Source organism: Pseudomonas sp. ML96, from assembly GCF_000761545.1.
In the GTDB taxonomy this organism is placed as follows: Bacteria; Pseudomonadota; Gammaproteobacteria; order Pseudomonadales; family Pseudomonadaceae; genus Aquipseudomonas.
This window is the reverse complement of the sequence record NZ_JPMY01000010.1, coordinates 383,731-410,036: the sequence shown is the minus strand read 5'-3', so window position 1 is coordinate 410,036 and position 26,306 is coordinate 383,731. Positions and strand designations below refer to the sequence as shown.

19 protein-coding genes are annotated in these 26,306 nt (G+C 66.4%); 10 read left to right on the top strand and 9 right to left on the bottom strand.

What is annotated here, in order from left to right; all coding sequences use genetic code 11:
* Positions 1 to 39 precede the first annotated feature (39 nt).
* Positions 40 to 816: a ferredoxin--NADP reductase gene (locus IP89_RS08550; protein WP_043308955.1), complete on the top strand. Its 777-nt coding sequence runs from the start codon at positions 40 to 42 to the stop codon at positions 814 to 816.
* A gap of 247 nt (positions 817 to 1,063) precedes the next feature.
* Entirely contained in the window at positions 1,064 to 2,620 is a 1,557-nt protein-coding gene (locus tag IP89_RS08545) for a TerC family protein (protein WP_043308954.1), read from the top strand.
* Between the two features lie 33 nt (positions 2,621 to 2,653).
* Here IP89_RS08545 and mscL read toward each other — a convergent pair whose 3' ends face one another.
* Together mscL and IP89_RS08535 are read right to left on the bottom strand one after the other, a co-directional pair.
* Positions 2,654 to 3,061 carry a large-conductance mechanosensitive channel protein MscL gene (gene mscL / locus IP89_RS08540; RefSeq protein ID WP_043308952.1) on the bottom strand — a complete coding sequence of 136 codons (408 nt, stop codon included), beginning with the start codon at positions 3,059 to 3,061 and terminating at the stop codon, positions 2,654 to 2,656.
* 65 nt (positions 3,062 to 3,126) lie between these two features.
* A complete protein-coding gene (locus IP89_RS08535) occupies positions 3,127 to 3,372 on the bottom strand; it encodes a YdcH family protein (protein WP_043308951.1) in 246 nt (81 codons plus the stop codon).
* Between the two features lie 126 nt (positions 3,373 to 3,498).
* Between IP89_RS08535 and IP89_RS08530 the strand changes: the two genes are divergently transcribed.
* The gene (locus IP89_RS08530) at positions 3,499 to 3,780 is read left to right on the top strand and encodes a YdcH family protein (protein ID WP_043308949.1); all 282 of its coding nucleotides are present in this window, start codon (positions 3,499 to 3,501) and stop codon (positions 3,778 to 3,780) included.
* Between the two features lie 8 nt (positions 3,781 to 3,788).
* On the opposite strand, the gene IP89_RS08525 is transcribed toward IP89_RS08530, so the two are convergent.
* Positions 3,789 to 4,280: a GNAT family N-acetyltransferase gene (locus tag IP89_RS08525; protein WP_043308948.1), complete on the bottom strand. Its 492-nt coding sequence runs from the start codon at positions 4,278 to 4,280 to the stop codon at positions 3,789 to 3,791.
* A 73-nt stretch (positions 4,281 to 4,353) separates the two neighbouring features.
* On the opposite strand from IP89_RS08525, the gene radA reads away from it, so the two are divergent.
* Positions 4,354 to 5,721 (top strand): DNA repair protein RadA, encoded by a 1,368-nt coding sequence (radA, locus tag IP89_RS08520; protein WP_043308947.1) that lies wholly within the window; start codon positions 4,354 to 4,356, stop codon positions 5,719 to 5,721.
* A gap of 111 nt (positions 5,722 to 5,832) precedes the next feature.
* On the top strand, positions 5,833 to 5,979 hold the full coding sequence (locus IP89_RS23310; protein ID WP_156115007.1) for a hypothetical protein: 147 nt from the start codon (positions 5,833 to 5,835) through the stop codon (positions 5,977 to 5,979).
* A 50-nt stretch (positions 5,980 to 6,029) separates the two neighbouring features.
* Here the strand turns inward: IP89_RS23310 and IP89_RS08515 are convergent, their stop codons facing one another.
* The 3 genes from IP89_RS08515 to IP89_RS08505 are packed head-to-tail and all read right to left on the bottom strand — an operon-like array spanning position 6,030 to position 9,754.
* A complete protein-coding gene (locus IP89_RS08515) occupies positions 6,030 to 6,401 on the bottom strand; it encodes a PilZ domain-containing protein (RefSeq protein WP_043308946.1) in 372 nt (123 codons plus the stop codon).
* A complete protein-coding gene (locus IP89_RS08510) occupies positions 6,394 to 8,586 on the bottom strand; it encodes a hypothetical protein (protein WP_218185991.1) in 2,193 nt (730 codons plus the stop codon). The genes IP89_RS08515 and IP89_RS08510 overlap by 8 nt, the downstream gene beginning before the upstream one ends.
* Positions 8,573 to 9,754, bottom strand: coding sequence for a DUF3142 domain-containing protein (locus tag IP89_RS08505; protein WP_256203118.1), 1,182 nt, complete (start codon positions 9,752 to 9,754; stop codon positions 8,573 to 8,575). The genes IP89_RS08510 and IP89_RS08505 overlap by 14 nt, the downstream gene beginning before the upstream one ends.
* Before the next feature lie 154 nt (positions 9,755 to 9,908).
* Between IP89_RS08505 and IP89_RS08500 the strand changes: the two genes are divergently transcribed.
* The 3 genes from IP89_RS08500 to yjiA all read left to right on the top strand — a co-directional run bounded on the left by IP89_RS08500 (position 9,909) and on the right by yjiA (position 13,218).
* A complete protein-coding gene (locus IP89_RS08500) occupies positions 9,909 to 11,975 on the top strand; it encodes a carbon starvation CstA family protein (RefSeq protein WP_043308944.1) in 2,067 nt (688 codons plus the stop codon).
* 1 nt (position 11,976) lies between these two features.
* Complete coding sequence (locus IP89_RS08495; protein ID WP_043308942.1) at positions 11,977 to 12,180, top strand: YbdD/YjiX family protein; 204 nt, start codon at positions 11,977 to 11,979, stop codon at positions 12,178 to 12,180.
* Between the two features lie 63 nt (positions 12,181 to 12,243).
* A complete protein-coding gene (gene yjiA / locus IP89_RS08490; RefSeq protein ID WP_043308941.1) occupies positions 12,244 to 13,218 on the top strand; it encodes a GTPase in 975 nt (324 codons plus the stop codon).
* Positions 13,219 to 13,231: 13 nt separating this feature from the next.
* Here the strand turns inward: yjiA and IP89_RS08485 are convergent, their stop codons facing one another.
* From IP89_RS08485 to IP89_RS08475, 3 genes are all read right to left on the bottom strand, one after another.
* A complete protein-coding gene (locus tag IP89_RS08485) occupies positions 13,232 to 17,773 on the bottom strand; it encodes a M10 family metallopeptidase C-terminal domain-containing protein (RefSeq protein ID WP_043308940.1) in 4,542 nt (1,513 codons plus the stop codon).
* 254 nt (positions 17,774 to 18,027) lie between these two features.
* On the bottom strand, positions 18,028 to 19,281 hold the full coding sequence (glyA, locus tag IP89_RS08480) for a serine hydroxymethyltransferase (RefSeq protein WP_043308939.1): 1,254 nt from the start codon (positions 19,279 to 19,281) through the stop codon (positions 18,028 to 18,030).
* A gap of 449 nt (positions 19,282 to 19,730) precedes the next feature.
* A complete protein-coding gene (locus tag IP89_RS08475) occupies positions 19,731 to 23,804 on the bottom strand; it encodes a GGDEF and EAL domain-containing protein (RefSeq protein ID WP_256203124.1) in 4,074 nt (1,357 codons plus the stop codon).
* Between the two features lie 360 nt (positions 23,805 to 24,164).
* On the opposite strand from IP89_RS08475, the gene ettA reads away from it, so the two are divergent.
* Positions 24,165 to 25,832 (top strand): energy-dependent translational throttle protein EttA, encoded by a 1,668-nt coding sequence (ettA, locus tag IP89_RS08470; RefSeq protein ID WP_043308938.1) that lies wholly within the window; start codon positions 24,165 to 24,167, stop codon positions 25,830 to 25,832.
* A 131-nt stretch (positions 25,833 to 25,963) separates the two neighbouring features.
* Positions 25,964 to 26,290: a TraR/DksA C4-type zinc finger protein gene (locus IP89_RS08465; protein WP_043308937.1), complete on the top strand. Its 327-nt coding sequence runs from the start codon at positions 25,964 to 25,966 to the stop codon at positions 26,288 to 26,290.
* The last annotated feature ends 16 nt before the right edge of the window (positions 26,291 to 26,306 follow it).

The following is a 26,306-nucleotide window of genomic DNA, read 5'->3' as shown; positions in this document are numbered from 1 at the left end:
CTTTGCGCCAGACTGCCGGGGTACGAGAAAGGGGAAAGTATGACCGCCAGCGAAGAGAAGTTCACCCGCCAGACGCTCACCGAGGTGCGCGTCTGGTCGCCCAGCCTGTTCAGCCTGGTCTGCACCCGCGACGCCGGTTTCCGTTTCCGTGCCGGCCAGTTCGTCCGCCTGGGCGTGCGCAAGGCTGACGGGCGAGTGGTCTGGCGCGCCTATTCGGTGGTCTCGGCGCCGCACGACGAGTACCTGGAGTTCTTCTCCATCGTGGTGCCCGGCGGCGAGTTCACCAGCGAGCTGAGTCGCTTGGCGGCCGGCGACGAGCTGCTGGTGGAGAAGCAGGCCACCGGCTTCCTCACTCTCGACCGTTTCCCTGACGGCCGCGACCTGTGGCTGATCGGCACCGGCACCGGCCTGGCTCCGTTCCTGTCGATCCTTCAGGACCTGGAGGTGTGGCAGCGCTTCGAGCGCATCGTGCTGGTGTACAGCGCGCGTGATCGTGGCGAGCTGGCCTATCAGGAACTGATCGCCGAGCTGCCGCAGCGTGAGTGGCTGGAAGGGGCGGGGCATAAGCTGCAGTACATCCCGGTGGTGACGCGCGAGCAGGTGCCAGGTGCACTCAATGCGCGGGTCACCACGCTGATCGAGAACGGCGAGCTGGAGCGTGCCGCCGGCCTGGCGCTGAGCCCCGAGCACTCGCGGGTGATGCTCTGCGGCAACCCGCAGATGATCGATGACACCCGCGCCGTGCTCAAGGCGCGCGACATGCAGCTATCCTTGAGCCGCAGGCCCGGCGCGGTGGCCGTGGAGAACTACTGGTAGAGCGGTTAGTTGCCCGGCGTTAAGAATTGGTAACGCTTTGCCGCTTAGGGATTGGCGGCAGCACCGCTAGGATGGCCGTCCCTTTTTCCCTGATGGAACCCATGGACAGCGACAGTTGCCAGCCACCCCCGAGTGGCCTCCCTTCCCTCGACGCCCGCGCGCGTCTGCCCCTGATTTCGCCTGAACGATACGCCCTGCGCCACGTCTACCGTGCCTGCGCAGCGTCGACGCCTGCCCGGAGGAACGCATGATCTTCGAATGGATGGCCGACCCGACCGCGTGGCTCGGCCTGCTGACGCTGATCGTCCTGGAGATCGTCCTGGGCATCGACAACCTGGTGTTCATCGCGATCCTCGCCGACAAGCTGCCGCCGCACCTGCGTGACCGCGCGCGTCTGATCGGCCTGAGCCTGGCGCTGATCATGCGCCTGGGCCTGCTGGCCAGTATTTCCTGGTTGGTGACCCTGACCGAGCCGCTGATCGAGGTGTTCGGCCACAGCTTCTCCGGACGTGACCTGATCATGCTGTTCGGTGGTGTGTTCCTGCTGTTCAAGGCCACCATGGAGCTGCACGAGCGTCTCGAAGGCCGCACCCATCAGCCGGGCGGCAGCCGCACCTATGCGCTGTTCTGGCCGGTGGTGGCGCAGATCGTCGTGCTCGACGCGGTGTTCTCGCTAGACGCGGTAATTACCGCCGTGGGCATGGTCGAGCACCTGGAAGTGATGATGATCGCCGTGATCATCTCGATCGGCCTGATGATCGTCGCCAGCAAGCCGCTGACCGCCTTCGTCAACGCCCATCCGACGGTGATCATGCTGTGCCTGGGCTTCCTGATGATGATCGGCTTCAGCCTCACCGCCGAAGGCCTGGGCTTCCACATTCCCAAGGGTTACCTGTACGCGGCCATCGGCTTCTCGATCCTCATCGAGGTGGCCAACCAGCTGGTACGGCACAAGCGCAAACGGCAGATGCAGAACGGCCGTGGCATGCGTGAGCGCACCGCACACGCCGTGCTGCGCCTGCTTGGCGGCAAGGTCGAGGCCGACGAAGTGGGCGAGGAGATCGCCGACATGCTCGAGGGTGGTGCCGGCGAGGCCGCGCTGTTCGACCGCCGTGAACGGGTGATGATCCGCGGCGTGCTGGGCCTGGCCGAGCAGCCGATCACCGAGGTGATGACCGGGCGCATGGAGGTCGACCATATCGACCTGGGCCATTCCCCCGAGCAGATCCGCCAGGCCCTGCTGGAGTCGCCGCACTCGCGTCTGCTGGTGATCCGCGACGGCCAGGTCGACGAGCCGCTGGGCTTCGTGCACAAGAAGGAACTGCTCAAGGAACTGCTGGACCAGCGTGAACCGGATATCGAGGGCCTGCTGCGTCAGCCGCTCAACCTGCCGGACAGCTGCGCGGTGCTCGGCGCCCTGGAGCAGATGCGCCAGGCTTCGACCCACGTGGCCTTCGTGGTCAACGAGTTCGGTGGCTTCGTCGGCCTGCTGACCCTGACCGACATCCTCGAGGCCATCGCTGGCGAGCTGCCGGACGCCAGCGAGGTGGACGGCCCGGACATCGAGCCGGAGGGTGCGGGCTTCCGCGTCAGCGGTGCGCTCAACCTGGCTCTGCTGCGTTCGCGCATCGGCCTGCAGGCCCAGGCCACCGAGGACTACCAGACCCTCGCCGGCCTGGTGATGAGCCTGCTCGACCGCCTGCCTGCAGTGGGCGACGAGGTGCAGTTCGCCGGCTGGCGCATGCGCGTGGAAGAAGTGCACGAACGGCGGGTCAACCGCCTGCTGCTCACCCGCGAGCAGTGAAGATGAAAACGGCGCCCTCGGGCGCCGTTTTTCTTATTGCTTCTGCTGCTTGAGCAGATCACGAATCTCCGTCAGCAGCACTTCCTCTGCCGTCGGCACCGGCGGCACGGTCGGTGCCTCGGCCTCTTCGCGCTTGAGTTTGTTGATCACCTTGACGCCCATGAAGATGGCGAAGGCGACGATGACGAAGTCGAGCACGGTCTGGATGAACTTGCCGTAGCTCAGTACCACCGCCGGAATGTCGCCCTCGGCGGCCTTGAGGGTGATGGCCAGGTCGGAGAAGTCGACCCCGCCGATCAGCAGGCCGATCGGTGGCATGACCACGTCACCGACGAAGGAGCTGACGATCTTGCCGAACGCCGCGCCGATGATGATACCGACGGCCATGTCGACCACGTTGCCCTTGACCGCGAAGGCCTTGAACTCGTTGAGAATACCCATGTTTCACTCCCTGGTTTCTGGTTATGGGCTGGAGTGTACCCCAGCACTGGTGCGCCTGCGGTGTATCAGCCCTTGGCCTGGCGCAGGCGTGCGGCGATCTGGTCCTTGAGAGTTACCCGTTCGTTCTTCAGCGCATGCAGGGCCTGGTCGTCCAGCGCCGCGCGGCCGTCCTCCACTTCATAGATGCGCTTGTCCAGGCTCTCGTAGTGCTGCGCCTGCTGGGCGAAGTGCGCGTCGCTGGCGTACAGGGCCTGCAGCTGCTCGCGATACTCGGGGAATTCACGGGCCAGGGGATGGTGTTCGAGTGGCATAGCGGGTCCTCCTCTTCGTACGTGTCCTGTTCAGCCTAGCCCAGTGGGCGAGGCAGCCTTGACCTCGGTCAATGGGGTGGTCGGCGTGGCTGGTTAAAATCTAACCATATTTTCAGGAGCAGAGCCATGAAGAGCCATCCCCAGCCTTTGCCCCAGGAGCTTCCCCAGCTGCGCATGGAGTTGCAGCGTCTGCGTCAGAACGACATCCACTTCGCCCGCCTGGTCGAGCAGTTCGATGTGCTCGATGCCCGTATCGAACGGGTCGAGAACGGCCTGGAGCGGCTCGACGAGCTGTCCCTCGGCCGCCTGAAACGCACGCGCCTGGTCTACCGCGAGACCCTGTCCCGTCACTTCCGCCGTGCCATCGGCCAGTGCTGCGGCTGCGGTAACGCCTGCGGGCCGCGCTAGATCGTCCTTCAGTGCAGCGGCGGGTTGATCAGGTAGCTGAGCAGCCCGGGCTCATCATCCGGCCAGACCTGCCGCACACCTAGCGGCAGGTTGGCCAGCACGTTGCGCCAGAAAGCCGCGGCCGGCTCGTCACCGGCATAGAAACGGACCAGCCAGGTGCCGCCATCGTTCATTACCTGTTCCGCCAGGGCGCGGCCGATGCCGTGGCGGCGGTACTTCTTGAGGATGAACAGGTCAGCGAATTCGCGGGCGTCGATGCCCGGCAGCTCGCTGCGCTCGATCAGCAGGAAACCGGCGATGAAGCCATCGGCGAGGATCAGGTTGGCGCTCCAGCCCGCGTCGTGCCAGTAGCGTGCCAGATGCGGCTCGTGGATATAGAAGCGGCCGTCGGCCTCGATCTCTTCCTCCTCCCAGTCCGACGACTCGTAGGCGTAGAACTGATAGAGGTTGGCGATCAGCGGGAGCTGGTCGACCGTGGTCGGGACAAGTTCGATCTGCATGGGCGGGCTCGCAAGGGCGACTAGGGGCGGTGCGGACGCTATTATCGCCGTTTTTCAGCGGGCGGAGATTTCCATGGCCAAGGCCAAGCGCATGTATGGCTGCACCGAGTGCGGCGCCACCTTTCCCAAGTGGGCCGGGCAGTGCGGCGAGTGCGGGGCCTGGAACACTCTGACCGAGACCATGATCGAAAGCGGTGGCGCCGCTGCGCCGTCCGGGCGTGGTGGCTGGGCCGGGCAGCAGGCGCAGATCAAGACCCTGGCCGAAGTCAGCGTCGAGGAAGTGCCGCGCTTCTCCACCGTTTCCGGGGAGCTGGATCGGGTGCTCGGCGGTGGCCTGGTGGACGGCTCGGTGGTGCTGATCGGCGGTGACCCGGGTATCGGCAAGTCGACCATCCTGCTGCAGACCCTGTGCAATATCGCCCAGCGCCTGCCGGCCCTGTACGTCACCGGTGAGGAATCGCAGCAGCAGGTGGCCATGCGCGCGCGGCGCCTGGAACTGCCGCAGGACAAGCTCAAGGTGATGACCGAGACCTGTATCGAGTCGATCATCGACGTGGCGCGCCGCGAGCAGCCCAAGGTGATGGTGATCGACTCGATCCAGACCATCTTCACCGAGCAACTGCAGTCCGCCCCCGGCGGCGTGGCCCAGGTGCGCGAGAGTGCGGCGCTGCTGGTTCGTTTCGCCAAGCAGAGCGGCACGGCAATCTTCCTGGTCGGCCACGTGACCAAGGAGGGCGCCCTGGCTGGCCCGCGCGTGCTCGAACATATGGTCGACACCGTGCTGTATTTCGAGGGCGAGTCCGACGGCCGCCTGCGCCTGCTGCGCGCGGTGAAGAACCGCTTCGGCGCGGTCAACGAGCTGGGCGTGTTCGGCATGACCGACAAGGGCCTCAAGGAAGTCACCAACCCCTCGGCGATCTTCCTCACCCGCGCCCAGGAAGCGGTGCCCGGCAGCGTGGTGATGGCCACTTGGGAAGGCACCCGACCGATGCTGGTGGAAGTGCAGGCGCTGGTCGACACCAGCCATATGGCCAACCCCAAGCGCGTGACCCTGGGCCTGGACCAGAACCGCCTGGCCATGCTGCTGGCCGTGCTGCACCGCCACGGCGGTATCCCGACCTACGACCAGGACGTGTTCCTCAACGTGGTCGGCGGAGTCAAGGTGCTGGAGACCGCCTCGGACCTGGCGCTGATGGCGGCGGTGATTTCCAGCCTGCGCAACAAGCCGTTGCCGCATGACCTGCTGGTGTTCGGCGAGATCGGCCTGTCCGGCGAGATCCGCCCGGTGCCGAGCGGCCAGGAGCGCCTGAAGGAGGCGGCCAAGCACGGCTTCAAGCGTGCCATCGTGCCTAAGGGCAATGCGCCCAAGGAGGCGCCGGCCGGCCTGCAGATCATCGCTGTGACGCGTCTGGAACAGGCGCTGGACGCCCTGTTCGAGTGACGCCCCTGCGGCGCTCTGCCGCTGCCAGCGACCCGCGGCGCTTGTCGCAGATCAATCATTCGGTAACAGACGAGGAGGAGCATGGCCCCGTGTTCATAACGGAGATGCCCCATGTTCCTGTTCTTCGATTTCTTCGCCAAGAGCCTCAGCTACGAGACGGGGCGGCCGCGTGACAGTGCCGAGGAGCGCCGCGAGGCGAGCCTGGGCGCACGGCGAGTGCAGGAGCGGCGGCGCCGAGGTAACGGCGCGCAGCGCTAGATACGACGAGGGCGCCATATGGCGCCCTTCTGCTGTCTGCTAGCGGTGTTTCAGTCCTCGTCGCCGAGGGCCGCGAGCTCACGCTCCAGCAGGCTCTCGTCGCCCAGGTTGAGTTCGACCAGGCGGCGCAGGTGGCTGATCGACTCCAGGTCGATATGCCGGCAGACGAAGCCGAGCAGCTCGTCGCGGGTGCGGGTCAGCACCACTTCCATCTGCAGGCGGGTGGTGTCATCCAGAGTCAGGGTGGCAGTGAAGGGCTGGTCGGGGTCGCCGTTCCAGTCGCGCGGGCGTTTGACCAGCAGACCTTTCAGCGACACATCGTGCAGCTCAACCGTCCAGCGTCGCTCGCCCTGGACGAGTTCGGTGGCGGCGTCGAAGGCGATGCGCTGGAAGCGCCGACGCTCGGTGGTCGTATCACTCATGACGGTTTTCCTCTGCGGTTTTGTCCACTATAGCCAAGGCACGCCGCCGGCGCTGCCAGTAGATGGTCGCGGCGAGCAGCAGCGGCAGGCCGAATGCCAGCCAGTACTTGAACGGGCGCAGCGCCTGGCGCACGGCCTGTTCGCGGTCCTCCCATAGACGTTGACGGGCGCCGGCGAAGTCCGGTTCCGGACATTCGAAACCGAAGTTGCCCGCCCATTCCACATAGGGGCCCTGCTGCACGTAGCGCCGGTAGTAGGCGCGGGCGCCTTCCAGGTCGCGATAGTTGATCCAGCCACTGGCCTTGCACAGCACGGCGGCGAAGGCCTGGCTGCGCGGTGACAGCAGGTCGGCGGCGCGGTTGGCCAGGTCGGCGGCGACCCAGCGGTAGTGGAAGCGCTTGTTCGGCTGGGCGCCATTGGCGTTGTACAGGGCCGCCTCGGCGGCGCTGAACAGGCCGCCGGCCTGCACCGGCTGCGGAGTGTCCGCGCCGAAGTTGCCGCCGGCCCAGGCTTCGTCCGGGGACAGCTCGTAGCCGAGCAGCTCCAGGCCCTGTGTGCGCGCTAGCTTGGCGGCGCGGTAATAGCCCTCGGCGCGGCCGGTGGCGGTCCAGGCGTCCTCGGCCTGTTCGCGGGCCTCGCCATAGGCGCGGGCCGCCTGTTGCAGTTCGGCCGTGGCGAAGTAGGCGGGGGCGTCGGCGTAACGGCCCTCGCGCAGCAGGCGGCGACCGAGCAGCTCGCGCAGGGAGGTCGCCGGCTGGCGGTTCCAGTAGCCCTGCTCGGTGCCTTCTGCGCTTGGCGGTGCTGCCGCCACCTGGGCGTCGACATAGCCTTTCAGTTCGTCGCTGCTCAGCACGCGTTCGGCGACCTGGGCGGCGTCCTGCCAGTAGATTTCGCCGCTGCGGTAGAGCTGGTCGAAGGCCTCCAGATAGTCGCCGCGCTCCAGAGCCAGGATGGCCATCTCGCCCTCGATGCGGCAGCGCGGTTTGAGCGTCTCGTAGTCCCAGTCGGTGGTGCGCCGCCAGCCCCAGTCCTCATCGGCGGGGAAGGCCTTGGCCGCCTGGGCGTAGGCGTTGACGGCCGCCGCCTTGTCGCCGGCCTGCAGCGCCAGCTTGGCACGCAGCCACCAGGCCAGGCCGCTGTCGCCGGCGCGTTCGAGCAGGTTGCGGGTGGCCTGGTAGTCGCCCTGTTGGTAGCTCAGCGCGGCCAGGCGGTCGGCCACCTCGGCCTGGATCGGTGCGTTCTGCAGCAGCCCGAGCAGGCGTTGGCTGGGCTTGCCCTCGCTGTCGTAGGCGTCCAGGCGGCTGAACAGTTGAGCGGCCAGCAGTTGCTGGACCTCGCTACCGGCCAGCAGCGGGCGCAGTTGCTGGTCATCCAGGCGCGCGAGGCGGCTGCTGAGCTGGCGCAGCGAGCTGTAGCCTGTGGTCGACCCTTGGCGAGCCTGGCTGGCATAGAGGCGGATGGCGCTGTTCCAGTCGCCGTCCTCCAGGACCAGGCGGGCTTCCTCGCCGAGGCTGGCGACACCCAGGTCCAACGGATCGGAGCTGCCGGCGATGCTCAGCGCGCGGGCCTGCTGGAAGGCCTGCACGGCCTGTTGGCGCAGATCGCGCTGGCGCTGCAGAGCGGCGGCATCGTCCAGCACGGTGTCCGGTGCGCTGGCGGCCAGTTCGGCCAGGGCGCGGCCCAGCGAATAGGCGGCCCAGGTGCCGCGCAGCGGGCGCTCGGCTTCGGGCAGGGCCAGAACGCGGCGGAAGTAGTCGGCGGCCAGGGCCATGTCGTGTTCGCCGAAAGCCACGGCGCCGGCGGTGTACAGGCGCAGCTCGGGCGGCAGCTCGGCGCCTTCGGCCTCGGCCTGGCGCGCGTCGGTCAGGGCGCGCAGGCGACTGATCAGGGCGTAGCGCGCGGCATCGAACTGTTCCTTCTCGACGCCGATGCGTGCATCCACATAGCGCTGGCTGTCTTCGTCCCAATACAGCTCGAGGGTGGCCGGCCCGGCCTTGGCCAGGCCCGTGATGGCCGGGCCGATGCGGGTGATCTCGAAGGCGAAGTTGCCTTCCGGCAGTTCGTTCAGCGCGCCGGCGCGGTCGGACAGCAGGCGATAGGGGAAGTCCGGGCCACAGGCCTGGGCGGCGCCCAGCGGCAGCAGGACGCCGATGGCGGCGCTGAGCAGGGTTCTAGAAAACGACATGCATGCCTCCTTGATCGATTTGTGCGCAGCGCGCCCAACCCAGGGCGCGATGCTCGCCGGCATCCAGCCGGCCGTTGCTGCGGCGGACGAACGCCAGCAGGTCGTCGCTGCGTTCCACCCGGTAGTCGCCCAGGCCGTCGGCCGCCGAGCAGGCACGGGCCGGGAGTTCGATGCGCCGTGGCAGCTGGCTGGCCAGGGTGCCGTTGTTGAACAGCTGCAGCTGGCTGAAGCCATCGCGCTGCTGGCGCTGCAGTGCGATGGCAGGGGCCAATGGTTGGCCGCGCGCTACTGCGAGCAGGGTCGGCATCGGCCAGGCGCGGCGGTCGCCGGACAGGGGCAGGCGGAACCAGATGATCCCGGCCAGCTGGTTGGGCGGTGAGGCGCGCAGTTCGCCGAGCAGTTCGCCGACCTGCTCGGGATCGGCGCGCAGCTCGCGGCGCGGGCCGCCCTGGCGCAGCGGCACCTCACTCTCCACCTGGCCATTCTCGGTGAGGGCGACGCCATAGGCCGGCAGCGCCAGGAGGAAGGGCTTGCCGCTGCGCTGGGCATAGCGTTCGGTCCAGTCCTGTGCCTGCTCGGGGTCGAACAGCCCATCCTGCGGGGCATTCACCGCGTGTACCTGCAGCACCGAACTGTCGACGGTGGCCAGCACTTGGTCCAGCGCCGGGCTGGAGAGCCAGGCGGGCAGGGCGGTGATGCTCAGTTGCAGCTCAGTCGGCAGCTGGCGACGCAGCTCGCGCAGCAGCTCGGCATAGGCCGGCAGACGCGCACTGGCGCAGTCGTGGTCGATCTCCAGGCCGCGTGGATTGAGCCCGGCGGCGCGCCAGTCGGCCAGCAGGCGGTCGATCTGCCGGGTGATCTCGGCGCGATCCAGTTGCGGCAGCTGGCCGTCCAGGCGCACCACGGCGATCAGCGGACGGCCGTCGCGTTTGAGCAGCTCGGCATCGACCAGGGCGCGGCTCCAGCCGGCCTGTGGATGGGCCTGCAGGGCCAGCACGCGCAGGGTGGAGAAGTCGGCGCGACTGCGGGTCAGGGCCTCGGCGTGGCTGGGCAACCACTGGCGCTGCCAGATATAGAGCTGCTGGTCGAGCGGCGTGTTTTCCTCGCTGCAGCCGGCCAGGCCGGCGAGCAGCAGGACAATGAGCGTGCGGTAAAGGCTATGCAACATGCGGCGTAGCATCCTGGCGGTCGCCGAAAAGAGCTCGGAGTGTAACCGCTGGCGCCGATACAAATTGCGCACTAGACCTAGGTCGAATAATGCAGTTGCCATCCAGGGTCTAAGCTTGAGCGGCAGCCTGTCTGTCTTTCCGTTAGGAGTAATCATGAACAATAACAATAGCCTGCTGCGCCACCTGCCCTGGGCAGTGCTGGCAGTGGTGGGTGCCTGTGCCTTGGGTGTCGTGGCGCTGCGCCGCGGCGAAGCCATCAACGCGTTGTGGATAGTGGTGGCGGCCGTCTCCCTCTATCTCGTTGCCTACCGCTACTACAGCCTGTTCATCGCCACCAAGGTGATGCAACTGGACCCCACCCGCGCTACCCCGGCGCTGCTCAATAACGACGGTCTGGACTATGTGCCGACCAACAAGCACATCCTCTTCGGTCACCACTTCGCCGCCATCGCCGGCGCCGGCCCGCTGGTCGGCCCGGTACTCGCCGCGCAGATGGGCTACCTGCCCGGCACGCTGTGGCTGATCGCCGGCGTGGTGCTGGCCGGTGCGGTGCAGGACTTCATGGTCCTGTTCATCTCCACCCGCCGTAACGGCCGCTCGCTGGGCGAGCTGGTGCGTGAGGAGATGGGCCAGATTCCGGGCACCATCGCCCTGTTCGGCGCCTTCCTGATCATGATCATCATCCTCGCGGTGCTCTCGCTGATCGTGGTCAAGGCCCTCGCCGAAAGCCCGTGGGGCATGTTCACGGTGATGGCGACCATCCCCATCGCGGTGTTCATGGGCGTGTACATGCGCTACATCCGCCCGGGCCGCATCGGCGAGATTTCGGTGATCGGCGTGGTGCTGCTGCTGGCCTCGATCTGGGCCGGCGGCCAGGTGGCTGCCGACCCGACCTGGGGCCCGGCCTTCACCTTCACCGGCGTGCAGATCACCTGGATGCTGATCGGCTACGGCTTCGTCGCCGCTGTGCTGCCGGTGTGGCTGATTCTTGCCCCGCGTGACTACCTGTCGACCTTCCTCAAGATCGGCACCATCATCGCCCTGGCCATCGGCATTCTGGTGGTCATGCCCGAGCTGAAAATGCCGGCGCTGACCCAGTTCACCGACGGCACCGGCCCGGTGTGGAAGGGCACCTTGTTCCCGTTCCTGTTCATCACCATCGCCTGCGGCGCGGTGTCCGGCTTCCACGCGCTGATCAGCTCGGGCACCACGCCCAAGCTGCTGGCCAACGAGTCGCATGCCCGCTACATCGGCTATGGCGGCATGCTGATGGAATCGTTCGTCGCCATCATGGCCATGGTTGCTGCCTCGGTGATCGAGCCGGGCGTGTACTTCGCCATGAACAGTCCGGCCGCTGTGGTCGGCTCCGACGCCGCTGCTGTGGCCGCTACCGTCAGCAGCTGGGGCTTCGCCATCACGCCTGACGCGCTGGAAGCCGTGGCCAAGGACATTGGCGAACACACCATCCTGGCCCGTGCCGGTGGTGCGCCGACCCTCGCCGTAGGTATCGCGCAGATCCTCCACAGCGTGCTGCCGGGCGAGAACACCATGGCGTTCTGGTACCACTTCGCCATTCTGTTCGAGGCGCTGTTCATCCTCACCGCGGTGGACGCCGGTACCCGTGCCGGTCGCTTCATGCTGCAGGACCTGCTCGGCAACTTCGTGCCGGCCCTGAAGAAGACCGAATCCTGGGGCGCCAACGTGATCGCCACCGCCGGCTGTGTGGCGATGTGGGGCTGGCTGCTGTACCAGGGCGTGGTCGATCCGCTGGGCGGCATCAACACCCTGTGGCCGCTGTTCGGCATCTCCAACCAGATGCTTGCCGGTATCGCCCTGATGCTCGGCAGCGTGGTGCTGATCAAGATGAAGCGTCAGCGCTACGTCTGGGTCACCCTGGTGCCGGCCTGCTGGCTGCTGATCTGCACCACCACCGCCGGCCTGATCAAGCTGCTCGACCCGAACCCGGCCGTTGGCTTCCTGGCTCTGGCCAAGAAGTACAGCGATGCGCTGGACGCCGGTCAGGTCCTGGCCCCGGCCAAGGACATCGGCCAGATGCAGCACGTGATCTTCAACGCCTACACCAACTCGGTGCTGACCGTGCTGTTCCTGTTCGTGGTGCTCAGCGTGCTGTTCTACGCGATCAAGGTCGGCCGCGCCGCCTGGATCAAGCCTGAGCGCACGGACAAGGAAACCCCGTTCCAGCCGATTCCGGACGCCTGATATGTTCAATGACCTGAGTCGCATGGGTAAGTATCTCGGGCAGGCCGCCCGCATGCTGGTGGGCATGCCCGACTACGACAACTATGTGGAGCACATGGCCAAGAAGCATCCGGACAAGCCGGTGATGAGCTACGAGGCGTTCTTCCGCGAACGCCAGGAAGCTCGTTACGGCGGCGGTAAAGGCAGGCCTATCCGCTGCTGCTGATAGACTCCTCGCACTATCCACGCGCCACGCCTAGTCGTGGCGCGTGTCATTTTGGAGATCGCGATGTATCCCGAACCCATTCCCGTCACCGTGCTCACCGGCTTCCTCGGTGCCGGCAAGACCACCCTGCTGCGCCACATGCTGCAGGCCGAGCATGGCCTCAAGCTGGCGGTCATCGAGAACGAATTCAGCGACACGCCGATCGACGGCCAACTGCTCGGCGACAAGCCGGTCGAGCTGCTGACCCTGGCCAACGGCTGCGTCTGCTGCTCGATCCATGTCGAGCTGGAGAAGGCCCTGTACCTGCTGCTGGACAAGCTGGACGCCGGCGAGCTGGCCTTCGACCGCCTGGTGATCGAGTGCACCGGCCTGGCCGACCCGGCGCCGGTGGCGCAGACCTTCTTCGCCGACGAGGAGCTGGCTCAGCGCTATGTGCTCGACGGCATCGTCACCCTGGTCGATGCGGTGAACGCCGAGCGCCACCTGCAGGAAGCCATCGCCCAGGCCCAGGTCGGCTTTGCCGACCGCATCCTGCTGAGCAAGACCGACCTGGCCAGCGCCGAACAGGTCGAGGCACTGAGTGCGCGCCTGGCGCGGATCAACCGCCGTGCGCCGCTGCGCGTGGTCGAGCATGGACGCATCGACCTGGCCGAGCTGCTGGATATCCGCGGCTTCAACCTCAATGCCGATGTCGCCCCGGCGCCGCTGCTGCGCCCGCTGGCGCCGGTCGGCCAGTCGGTGGACCGCATCCGCACGCTGGTGCTGCACAGCGACCAGGCGCTGGATATGGAGCGCCTGAGCGCCTACATGGAAGACCTGCTGGAACGCCACGGCAACGCGCTGCTGCGCTACAAGGGAGTGCTCAACGTCGCCGGTGACGAGCGCCGCCTGGTGTTCCAGGGCGTGCTGCGCCTGTACGGCTTCGACTGGGACGAACCTTGGGCCGAGGGCGAAGCGCGCGAGAGCGTGCTGGTGTTCATCGGCGACGACCTGCCGGAAGACGAGATCCGCGCCGGCTTCGCCGCGCTTTCGGCTTGAGCCAGCGCGGCGTTCAGGTCAGCAGTTCGTTCTGTGAGAGCGCAGTCACCCCCAGCAGCCTGATGGAGAATTCGGCAGCACTGTCGGAGTTGATGCTGCCGTACAGGGTGCCGTCGGCGAAGCGCAGCTGGCCGGTGGCGTCCGTCGTGCTGAAGGCCTCGTTGTTGATGAACTCGAAGGCTTCCCGAGCGGCGGTCAGCGGGTTGGCGTCCAGCGCGGAGAAGTCCAGCCGGTCGCCCTGGCTGGCGCTGAAGCCGGAGATCATGTCGGCCAGCTCGCCCAGCCCCAGGTCCTCCAGCGCGTCGAATACGTAGCGGTCCGCGCCCGTTCCGCCGATCAGCGTGTCTGTGCCGGCGCCGCCATGCAGTACGTCGTTGCCGGCGCCGCCGTTCAGGGTGTCATCGCCGGCACCACCAATCAGCAGGTTGCTGGCGCTGTTGCCATTCAGCGTGTCGGCATAGGCGCTGCCTTCGAGGTTTTCGAAGCCCTTCAGGACATCGTTGCCGGAGCCGCCGGTAGCTTGCGCCAGCCCGGTGGACAGGCTGACGCTGACGCCGGCCTGGGCGAAGGCGTAGGACACCGTATCGATGCCGGCGGCGCCATTCAGCAGGTTGTCGCCGTTGCTGGCGTAGATCGTATTGTTCAGCGCGTTGCCCAGGCCGCTGAGGTAGTCGTCGCCGACCAATACCAGAGATTCCAGGTTGGCGCCGAGGGTGTAGCTGACGCTGGCGATCACCAGGTCGCTGCCGCCCTTGGCGGCGTCGGCTTCGGTTTCGATGGCGCGGTCGCCGAGGTTGTCGACGTAGTAGGTGTCGGAGCCGTCGCCGCCGAGCATCTTGTCGGCTCCGCCGGCGCCGTCGATGACATTGGCCGCGGCGTTGCCGCCGATGATGTTGTTCAGCTCGTTGCCGGTGCCGTCGATGGGCGCAGTGCCGGTCAGGGTCAGCACCTCTAGATTGGCGCCCAGGGTCCAGCTGATGCTGCTGTCGACCCGGTCGATTTCCAGGTCTGCCGGCTCTTCGCCGTTGAGCCCGGTCTCGTTGATCTGGTCGCCTGCGCTGTCGACGATGTAGTAGTCCTCGCCCTCGCCACCGATCAGGGTGAACTCGCCGTTGCGGCCGTCGAGCGTTTCCGCGCCGTCGCTACCGAAGAGCGGTCCGTCGACGTAGCCGACGATGTGCTTCTCCGGGTACTTGCTGATGCTGGCCGGCGAGGCGTTGTCGTCGGGGTCGCTCTGGTAGCCGAGGTCGTTGGCGATGAAGTCGGCCAGGCGCTGCCCGACTATCTCGGCGGACTCCTCGTGCAGGTGCCAGACATCATCGTGGGACAGCACCGGGTCGACCTCGTAGCGCAACGGCAGGTCGCGGTAGTCCACGGCGATCTTGATGTCGTCACGGGCGGCGGCCATTTCGTCCTGGGCCTGGCGTATCAACTCGGTGGCGGCGATCAGTTGCTCTACTTTCAGCGGATTGGCGCCGCGCACCGCCGCCGCCTCTTCCTGGTAGCGGCCGGTGTGCATCATGTAGATGTTGGCGTTGGGCACGCCGAGCTGGTCTTTCAGATAGTCGAAGACCTTGAGGGTGCTGCTCTTGTACAGCTCCAGGTAGGCCTGCTGGTCGCTGCTGGCGACCAGCGTCTGCGCGGCTTCTTCGCCCTGGCCCCAGATCATGGCGAAGGTGACCTCGCCGCGCTCCTGCAGGGTGGCCATCTGGCCCTGCAGTTGGGCCAGCGCATTGAGGGTGAGATATCCCGGGCTGTCGGTATCGACATGCCACCAGTTCAGTAGCAGCTGCTCCGGCGTGTCGGTGGAGTTGCCGGTCACCGTGCTGCCGCCTTCGGCGATGTCGATGGCGTTGCCTTCCTCGTCATAGAACAGGCTCTCGACCGAGTCGAAGTCGGTGTAGCGCTGCAGGTCGCCGAGCATCTGCGACACACCGGACTGGTGATCGTCCTCGTAGATGCGCAGCAGGCGTGCGTTGGATTGGCCGAGGGTGGGGACGAACAGGATCTGCTTGTCGTCGTCCTGGCTGAAGATGAAGTCGCTGGCGCCGAGCTGGCCGGTGAGGTCGCCTTCCAGGGCGATCTCGAAGCGGTTGCCGTCGCTGTCGCTTTCCGCTGACTTGATGTAGGTCTTGTTGCCGCTGTCGCTGAGGGTGATGTACAGGCTGTCGTTGTAGCCGTTGCCGAGGCCGTAGATGCCCAGGGCCGAGACGTCGATCTTGTCCACGCCCGGCGTGAAGTCGGTGATGGTATCGGTGGCGCTGACGCCGCCCGCGTCGTAGTTGCGATAGCTGTGCGATGGTGCGCTGAAGACGAAGGTGTCGCTGCCCACGCCGCCGGTGAGGCTGTCGATACCGGCGCCGCCATTGAGGCGATCGTCGCCCGCGCCGCCGCTCAGGTTGTCATCGCCACCCAGGCCGAGCAGCTGTTCATCCGCCGCGCCGCCGACCAGCAGGTTGCCGTGCTCGTCGCCGCTCAGGGTGGGCAGGGTCACGACGAACTGCAGGTTGCCGGCATTCAGCGTGGCGCGGTGGTCACCGTCGAGGCCGAGTTCGAACAACCGGCCTTCGTCGTCGGCCTCCTGCGAGCGCAGGTAGGTGCGATTGCCGGCGCTGCTGTAGACCACCTGCAGGGTGCCGCCCAGGCCGTTGCCGAGCCCGCTGAAGCCGAGGCCGCTGAGGTCGATGCGATCCTGCGTCGGGTCGAAGTCATGGATGATGTCGGTGAAGTTGCCGGCCGCGCTGCGGTAGCTGTCGCCGATGGCGGTGAAGCGGAAGGTATCCGCTTCGCTGCCGCCGGTGAGTCTGTCGCGCCCGGCACCACCGATCAGCAGATCACTACCGGCGCCAGCGGACAGCTGGTCGTCGCCGGCCAGGCCGCTGAGGGTTTCGCCAGCGCTGGTGCCGCCGAGGTTGTCGTTGCCCGCCGTACCGATGATTTCGCCAGGTGTCTGGCTGGGCGCGGCGAAGATCAGGTTGGCGGTGCCCAGGGCGCGGTGATCGCCGTCCAGCGAGAGCGAGAAGCGCTGCCCGTCGGCATTGGCCTGGGCGGCCTGCAGGTAGGTGCGGTCGATGGCGGCGTTGTACACCAGCTGCAGCTGGCCGGCGCCACTGCCGAAGCCGGTGAAGCCCAGCGCGCTGACGTCGATGCGATCCTCGCTGCGGTCGAAGTCGAGAATGTTGTCGCTGTGGTTGACGCCGCCCTGCACATAGCTGTCGGTGCTGGCGCTGAAGCGGAAGATGTCAGCGCCGCTGCCGCCTTCCAGGCGGTCACGGCCCAGGCCGCCTTCCAGCTGATCGCGGCCGGAGCCGCCCTGCAGCGTATCGGCGCCGGCCAGGCCGAGCAGGTGCTGATCGCCGAAGCCACCCACCAGCAGGTTATTGGCCGCGGTACCCTCGATGAGTTCGAGCAGCTGGCCGCTTGGGTCGTCGGACACCAGGCTACCGTTGCCGTAGAGCAGGGTGGTGCCCTTGCTGCCGGCGGCCAGGCTGTTGTCGTGGATCAGGGTCGGCCCGGTGCCGTCGTTGCGCTCCTGCACCGCGTAGGTCGAGGGCCCGGCAGGCGTGATGACGTTGCCTTCGATAAGGTTGTTGGCGGCCGTCCAGTACAGGCCGGAGACGCCGCCGGTGTCGTCGTAGGACTGCACCAGCACTTCCGGGTTGGCGGCGGCCAGCGCGTTGCCGTGGATCTCGCTGTTGATCAGCTGAACATCGCTGCTGCCGTAGATGCGCACACCGACGCTGCCGTTGCCGTGCACGTTGACGCCATCGACCGTCACGTCGCTGGACAGCTTGATCAGGATGCCTTCCTTGCCGTTGCCGTAGTACTCGCCGCCCTGAATGAGGATGTTCTCCGGCGAGGGGATGTTGTCCGAGCCGCGTTGCACCACCACGCCGTTGCCACCATTGCCATAGGCGATGTTGTCCTGCAGGACGAAGTCGTGGGTGCTGGTGACGACGTTGAAGCCGTGGCGGTCGTTGTCGTAGGCGACGTTGCCGATGAAGGCGCCGTCGATCATGTAGTCGGCGACGAAGCCGTCGAGGCCGTTGCCGTGGGCCACGCAATCCTGGATCAGGATATTGACCGTCTGCTCGTGCGGGTCGAAGCCGTAGCCCGAGCAGTCGCGGATCTCCACGCGCTGCAGGGTCACGTTGTAGTCGGCGCCATCCTGGCCCGGGATGTAGCCGTTGAACCAGCCATCGACCTTGCCGGCATTGTTGTCGCGGTTGCCGTCGATGGTCAGGTCGCTGACGCCGAAGTCGTGGGTCTCCTCGCCGTACGCCGAGCGGATCACCCCGGTGATCTTCGCGTCCCAGCCGTCGACCACCTTGACCACCGTCTCGCCCATTCCGGCGCCTTGCAGGTAGACGTTGCTCTTGAGCATCAGGCAGCCGTCGGAAGCCTCCTCGCCGCCGCTGACCCGGTAGGTGCCTTCCGGCATGTACACCACGCCGCCGCCTGCAGCATGCGCCGCATCGATGGCAGCCTGGATGGCGGCCGTATCGTCGCTGACGCCGTCGCCCAGCGCCCCATAGTCCTTCACATCGAATGTCATCGGTGAATCCCCCCTGGTGAGTGCCTGACGCGAACATGGCCGAAAGACCTTGTAGGCGCTGTGGACACTGGCGGGAACCCACCGTTCGTCATGAAAGTGGCGAACTAGCCTTCATAAGGCCTGTTTTGGAAATAACTAATTGAAATCAAAGATTATTGATTCTTTTGTCGAGGCCCCGCCGGGAAACTGGCGATGCGTTCTGGCAGGCATAAAAAAGCCCGGCAATGCCGGGCTCTTTTGACGCCAGAAAGACGTTAGTTGCCGTATACCGGCAGCTTGGCGCAGACGGCCTTGACCTTCTCGCGTACGGCGTCGACCACGGACTCGTCGCCCATGTTCTGCAGGATGTCGCAGATCCAGCCAGCCAGTTCCTTGCACTCGGCTTCCTTGAAGCCACGAGTGGTGACGGCCGGGGTACCGATGCGCAGACCGGAGGTGACGAACGGCGAACGCGGGTCGTTCGGCACACTGTTCTTGTTCACGGTGATGAAGGCGCGACCCAGGGCGGCGTCGGCGTCTTTACCGGTGATGTCTTGCTTGATCAGCGAGAGCAGGAACAGGTGGTTCTGGGTGCCGCCGGAGACGACATCGAAACCGCGCTCGATGAACACGCTGGCCATGGCCTGGGCGTTCTTCACCACTTGCTGCTGGTAGGCCTTGAACTCAGGCTGCAGGGCTTCCTTGAAGCAGATGGCCTTGGCGGCGATCACGTGCTCCAGCGGGCCGCCCTGGGCGCCCGGGAAGACGGCGGAGTTCAGCTTCTTCTCGATCTCTTCGTTCTTGCGAGCGAGGATCAGGCCGCCGCGCGGGCCGCGCAGGGTCTTGTGGGTGGTGGTGGTGACCACGTCGGCGAACGGTACCGGGTTCGGGTACACGCCAGCGGCAACCAGACCGGCTACGTGGGCCATGTCGACGAACAGGTAGGCACCGACCTTGTCGGCGATGGCGCGGAAGCGGGCGAAGTCCAGTACCTGCGAGTAGGCGGAGAAGCCGGCAACGATCATCTTCGGCTTGTGCTCGACGGCCAGGCGCTCGACTTCGTCGTAGTCGATCAGGCCGGCGTCGGTGATGCCGTACTGCACGGCGTTGTACAGCTTGCCGGAGGAGGAAACGCTGGCGCCGTGGGTCAGGTGACCGCCGTGGGCCAGGCTCATGCCGAGGATGGTGTCACCGGCCGACAGCAGGGCCAGGTAGACGGCGGCGTTGGCCTGGGAGCCGGCGTGCGGCTGGACGTTGGCGTAGTCGGCGCCGAACAGTTCCTTGGCGCGGTCGATGGCCAGCTGCTCGACGATGTCGACGTACTCGCAGCCACCGTAGTAGCGCTTGCCCGGGTAGCCTTCGGCGTACTTGTTGGTCAGCACGCTGCCCTGGGCTTCCATCACCGCCGGGCTGGTGTAGTTCTCGGAGGCGATCAGCTCGATGTGATGCTCCTGGCGCTGGGCTTCTTGCTCCATGGCGGCAAAGAGTTCGGCATCGTAGCGGGCAATGGTCAAATCACGGCTGAACATGGTGGTCACCTGATCTATCAGCGGGCGGTAGTAAGAGTCTGTCTGACGACCCATGGCCGGCGAGCGGCGGATCGCAAACAGGTTCTAAGGAAGGCGCGCATTCTACCCGATGTCCCACCGCCTGGCACATGAAAGGCGGTCAAGTGGCGGACAAGCGGGCCTCAAGCAGCCCGCGGCAGGTCTAGGGTCTGTTCCCGCTTCATTCGTGAGCCGCGTTGCTGCGCAAAATCTCGCCAGGCTAGGCGGAGGACGCAGGTAATGGTTGTTCCCTTGCCAAGTCCTCCAACAACGCCTGGCGAGATTTTGCGCGCAGCCCGAAGGGCCGGGCCAGTTTTTACGCGATGCTGCGTTACTCGATGGCTCATTTAGCTCACTAAACTTCGCATCTCGTGCCTTGCCTCGCGTAAAAACTGGCTCCGGCGCGGCCACGAATGAAGCGGGAACAGACCCTAGTTCAGGACGAACAGGGCGTTGCCGCCGAACTGGGTCTCGAACTGCTCAGCCGGCATCGGCTTGCCGAACAGATAGCCCTGCACCTCGTCGCAGCCGTGTTCGCGCAGGAAATCGAGCTGTTCCTGGGTCTCCACGCCCTCGGCGATCACCGCCAGGTTCAGGCTGTGAGCCATGGCGATGATGGCGCGGGCGATCTGCGCGTCCTGCTCGCCACCCGGCACGCCGTCGACGAAGCTGCGGTCGATCTTCAGCACGTCGATGGGGAACTGCTTGAGGTAGTTGAGCGAGCTGTAGCCGGTGCCGAAGTCGTCCACCGCGATGCACAGGCCGAGCCGCTTCAGGCTGGCTAGCATCTGCAGGGTCTCACTGATGTCGCGCATCAGGATCGATTCGGTCAGTTCCAGCTCCAGGCAGGCCGGCGGCAGGCCGCTCTCACTGAGGATGCGCGAGATGCGCATGCCCAGTTGGCCGTCGCCGAACTGGCGGGCGGACAGGTTCACCGAGACCTTGGGCACGCGCACCATGGCCTCGTGCCAGGCCTTGAGTTGGCGGCAGGCCTCGGCGATCACCCAGTCGCCGACCTGGACGATCAGGCCCAGCTCTTCGAGCACCGGGATGAACTCGTAGGGCGCCACCAGGCCGCGGCGCGGGTGGTTCCAGCGCAGCAGCGCCTCGACACCGGTCAGGCGCTTGCCGTCGCTGGCCAGCTGCGGCTGGTAATAAAGGGTGAACTGGCCCTGCTCCAGGGCGTGGCGCAGATCGCTCTCCAGCTCCAGGCGCTGCAGTGCGGTGGCGTTCATCTCCGCCTGGTAGAACTGGAAGTTGTTCTTGCCGCGTTCCTTGGCGTGGTACATCGCCGTGTCGGCGTTCTTCATCAGCTGGCTCAGCTCGTTGCCGTCCTGCGGCGCCAGGGCGATGCCGATGGAGGCGGTGACGAAAAACTCGCGGCCCTGCAGGACGAACGGCTGGGCCAGGCTGGCGAGGATCTGTTCGGCCACGTGGATGGCCCGGTTCAGCGCGCCGGCGCGGGTGTTGCGCGGTTGCAGCAGCAGGGTGAACTCGTCGCCGCCCATGCGCGCCACGGTGTCGTCTTCGGCGACGCAGGCGGCCAGGCGCACGGCCACGTCCTTGAGCATGCGGTCGCCGGCGGCGTGGCCGAGGGAGTCGTTGATCGGCTTGAAGCGGTCGAGGTCGAGGAACATCAACACCACCCACTCCTCGTGCCGCTCGGCGTGCTGCAGGGCAGTGTGCAGGCGGTCTTGGAACAGGGTGCGGTTGGGCAGCAGGGTCAGAGCGTCGTAGTAGGCCAGGCGGTGGATGCGCTGCTCGCTGGCCTTGCGCTCGCTGATGTCGTTGAAGAAGCACACGTAGCTGGACAGGTCGCCGTCGTCGTCATGCACGGCGGTGATGCCAACCCAGGCCGGGAACTGCTCGCCGCCCTGGCGCTTGAGCCACAGCTCACCCTCCCAGCTGCCGTGCTGGTTGAGCTGGTTGACGATGTAGTTGAGCTGGGCGGCCTGTTGGCGGTCGGCGGTGAGCATGCCGGGCATCTGGTCGAGCACGTCCTTGCCGGCGTAACCGGTGATGCGCTGGAAGGTTTCGTTGATGCGCACGATGTAGCCGGCCGGGTCGGTCACCAGGATGGCCGCGGTGGAGTGCTCGAATACCGTGGCGGCCATGCGCAGGTCGCGTTCGGCGCGGCGCTGCTGGGTGATGTCGCGGCCGATGCCGAGGATGCCCTCGAAGTGCTCCTGCTCGTCCCACATCAGCGACAGGCGCATCTCCACGGTGATCTTGCGCCCGTCGGCGCGCAGGCAGTCGACCACGAACGGTTTGCCGGCCAGGCGTTCCTGCATGCCCAGCAGCTTGTCGTGGTCGGTCAGCGAGCTGCGCATCTCGGCCATCAGCTGCAGCAGGCCGCTGAGCTGGCGCGAGTTGCTGACGGCGCTGAATACGCCGTTTTCCAGGAACCATTCCGGGCTGTAGCCGAAGAAGGTCTGGGCCGAGGGGCTGACGTAGTTGAGCTGCAGCTCGCTGTTGCTGGAGAGGATCAGGTCGCTGATGCCCTCGGCGAGCATGCGGTAGCGCCGTTCGCTGTCACGCAGGCTGGCCTGGGCGGCGATCTCGCCGGTGATGTCCTTGGCCACGCCGATCAGGCGGCTGACCCGGCCGTGGCGGTCACGGTTGAGCGCATGCTCGCGCACGTCGAACCAGTGCCAGCTGCCGTCGCGATGCCGCCAGCGCAGCTGGAACTGCAGCAGCTGGCCCTTGCCGACCACCTTCTGCAGGTTGCGCATGCGCTGGTACAGCTCGACATCGTCCGGGTGGAGGATCTTCTCCCACAGCTTGTCGCCGAGGCGGAACATCTCTTCCTTGCTGTAACCAAGGTCGGGGCCCAGGCGGTTGTTGCTGAACATCACCCGCATGGTGCTCATGTCGTGCACGTAGAGGGTGTCCGGCACCGCGCGCAGCACATCGGACCAGAAGCGTTCGCGCTCCACCAGCGACAGCTCGACGCGCTTGCGGCTGGTGATGTCGTGCACGCTGAGGGTCACCGCGTGCAGCTCCTCGCGGCTTTGCGGGAACTGCAGGCTGAGCCAGACATAGCGCTCGTGGCCCTGCGGCGTACGCATGCGGCTCTCGACCATCATGTCGTGGTCGCCGTCGAGCAGGGCGGCGACCAGCGCATGGCGGGCGCCACCCTGGCGCAGCGGTTCCGAGCCGATCAGGTGTTCCCAGACCTGCTGCGAGTTTTCCACGCCGAGCAGCTGCAGGGCGACCTTGTTCACTTCGCTGATGCGGATGCAGCGCAGCAGCGCGGCGTGGCGCGACTCGTCCTCGGCCAGCCAGGGCTGCAGCTGGCTGCTGTGCTGCAGGTCCTGGGCCTCGAGGAAGGCCTTGAGTTCGAACAGGTCGAGCACGCAGAGGGCCACGCCGCTGCCCTCGAAAATGTCCTGGTAGCGCCGACGGGTGTCCTGCAGCACACGCAGGGCCTGGTGCTGCGCGGTGACGTCGCGCAGGACCCAGGCGCGGCTCGGCTCGGAGTTGTCGGTGTAGAGCGCGTGGCAGGTGACGTCGAACAGGCGGCGCTCGCCGTCCAGCAGCACTTCTACCGGCTCGGTCTGCTCGTGGAAGGCGCTGTCCAGCCACGGCGCCAGGGCTGGCAGCAGCTCCAGTACGTGCATTTCGCTGGCGGTGGCCAGGTCCAGGCCGAACATGCGCTCGGCGCGCGGGTTGAGGTAGCTGATATGGCCGTCCGGCTGGGTCACCAGCACGCGCTCGTCGATCGCGCCGAGAGCGCCGATGGCGTCTTCCATCGAGCGCCGTGACAGGGCGTGGTAGGCGCGCAGGCGGTTCTGCTCGCGCAACAGGCCGAACAGGGCGAGCAGGGCCAGGGCGCCGCAGAGGATGAACAGCAGCAGCTTGCTGGCCTGGCGCGGCAACATCTGGGCGCGCAGGGCGGCGGCATCGAACAGCGGCACCAGCAGCCAGTCGCTCTGCGCCAGCGGCAGGGCGGCGATGCCGTTGGTCAGTTGCGCGCTACCGTGGTTTGCGCTGTCGTCGCTCGGCTGGCGCAGCAGCACCTGCTTGCTGCGTACGTCCTGCAGCAGCCAGGGCAGCCGCTCGGACTGCGACGGCAGCCAGTTGTACAGGGCCGCGTGGGTCAGACGCAGGCGCCAGCCGCCGCTGCCATCGGGCTTGGGCAGGTCGAGTTGGATCAGTTCGCCGGCCAGGGAAAAGTGGTACGGGTGATCGCTGGTGAAGGGCGTGCTGTCGTGCAGATCGGGCTGGCTGTCGCTCAGCTCGCGGCCATTGGCATCGAACCAGGCCAGGCTGTGCAGGGCCGGGAAGACGCCGCGCAGGTGCGTGAGCATCTCGGCCTGGGCGCTGGTGTCCAGCGGCTGCGGGGCGTTGCTGGAGAGAAAGGCCCGGCCGGCCTCGGCTTTCATGCGCATGGCCAGGCTCAGGTAGTCGCTGAGCTGGCTGGCATGGTCCAGGTGGCGCTGGCGTTCGTTCTGCTCCTGGTTGCTCACCTCCTGCTGCAGCTGCCACAGCAGCAGGCCGAGCATCAGCGCGACCAGCAGCGCCAGGATGCCTTTCAGCGAGCCGCGTGCGGACCGGACGAGCGGGTCGCTGCTGGCGGTGGAGGGGGAGCGCGATAGGGGCAAGCTTCTAACCCTGCTGATATGGCTGCCAAAGGAGTGGCGAGGAGCGGGCGGAACAATCTGCAAGCATGCCCGGAAAAGCGGCAGAGTGCCATTACTGTCCATCGCTCGGTTTGCCCCGCAGGGTGCATTCCGGTAGCTTTGCCGCACACGCGTGGGCGCGCGGAGCTATCATGCTCCCTTGCCCTGAGTTTAGCCCCGCCACACGGCTTGGCGGCAGGCTTCCCTCTTCATACTCCCCAGCTATAAAGCACCAAGGTCATCATGGCTCAATACGTCTACACCATGCATCGGCTCGGCAAGGTCGTGCCGCCGAAGCGGGAAATCCTCAAGAACATCTCCCTGTCGTTCTTCCCGGGCGCCAAGATCGGCGTACTCGGCCTGAACGGTGCCGGTAAGTCCACCCTGCTGCGCATCATGGCCGGCGTCGACACCGAGTTCGACGGCGAAGCCCGCGCCATGCCCGGCATCAATGTCGGCTACCTGCCGCAGGAGCCTCAGCTCGACCCGAGCAAGAGCGTGCGCGAGATCGTCGAGGAGGCCGTAGGCCAGATCAAACAGGCCCAGGCCCGCCTGGACGAGGTGTACGCCGCCTACGCCGAGCCGGATGCCGACTTCGACGCCCTGGCCGCCGAGCAGGCCAAGCTGGAAGCCATCCTGCAGGCCAGCGACGGCCACAACCTGGAGCGCCAGCTGGAAGTCGCCGCCGACGCCCTGCGCCTGCCGGCCTGGGACGCGCGCATCGAACACCTGTCCGGTGGCGAGAAGCGCCGTGTGGCGCTGTGCCGCCTGCTGCTGTCGGCCCCCGACATGCTGCTGCTGGACGAACCGACCAACCACCTGGACGCCGACTCGGTGGCCTGGCTGGAGCACTTCCTGCACGACTTCCCGGGCACCGTGGTAGCGATCACCCACGACCGTTACTTCCTCGACAACGTCGCCGGCTGGATTCTCGAACTCGACCGCGGCGCCGGTATTCCATACGAAGGTAACTACTCTGGCTGGCTGGAAGCCAAGTCCGAGCGTCTGGCCCAGGAATCCAAGCAGCAGTCGGCCCACGAGAAGGCCATGAAGGACGAACTGGAGTGGGTGCGCAAAGGCGCCAAGGCCCGCCAGTCCAAGTCCAAGGCCCGTCTGCAGCGTTTCGAAGAAATGCAGTCGCAGGAATTCCAGAAACGCGCCGAGACCAACGAGATCTACATCCCGGCCGGTCCGCGCCTGGGCGACAAGGTCATCGACTTCGTCAACGTCACCAAGGGCTATGGCGACCGCGTGCTGATCGACAACCTGTCGTTCAGCATCCCCAAAGGCGCCATCGTCGGCGTGATCGGCGGTAACGGTGCCGGTAAGTCGACCCTGTTCCGCATGCTGATGGGCAAGGAAACCCCGGACTCAGGCAGCATCGAGCTGGGCGATACCGTGCAGCTGGCCTGCGTCGACCAGAGCCGCGACGACCTGGACGGCAGCAAGACCGTGTGGGAAGCCGTGTCCGACGGCTTCGACATGATCAAGATCGGCAACTACGAAGTACCGTCGCGCGGCTACGTCGGGCGCTTCAACTTCAAGGGCGGCGACCAGCAGAAGTTCGTCAAGGACCTCTCCGGTGGTGAGCGTGGCCGTCTGCACCTGGCCCTGACCCTCAAGCAGGGCGCCAACGTGCTGCTGCTCGACGAACCGTCCAACGACCTCGACGTGGAAACCCTGCGTTCGCTGGAAGAAGCACTGCTCGACTTCCCTGGCGCCGCCATCGTGATTTCCCACGATCGCTGGTTCCTGGACCGCGTGGCTACCCACATCCTGGCGTACGAGGACGACTCGCACATCGAGTTCTTCGAAGGCAACTACACCGAGTACGAAGCCGACCGCAAGAAACGCCTGGGCGACGCCGCCGCGCAGCCGCACCGCGTGCGTTACAAGAAGCTGGCGCAGTAAGCGTTCGTTGCAAAAGAAAACGGGGCCTGTGGGCCCCGTTTTCATTTCTGCGCACGGCGCGCCTTGCTCCCGACCAATACAGAAGCAGTGCGGCGGTCCACACTGACAGGGTCACCTGTGAGGAGGCCGTCATGACCAGTTCAGATCCCAGCCGCGCCCTCGATGCGCTGTACGACGAGTACAGCCGCCGCGCCAACGCCATCCGCCACGACCTCGGTCTGCAGCGCAGTGCCGATTTCGCCGAGCAGGCCGGCGAGCGGCAGAACGACGAGGTGCTGAATGCTCTGCTGGTGGAGGCCGAGGCGGGGCTGCGCCTGGTCGGGCTGGCCCGTCTGCGCCTGGCTGACGGCAGTTACGGGCTGTGTCAGCGCTGCGGTGAAACGATCGAGCCAGCGCGCTTGCAGGCTCTGCCGGCGGCCGAGTTCTGCCTGGCCTGCGCCGACCGCGCGCAGGTCTAAACGGCGCCTTGCCAGC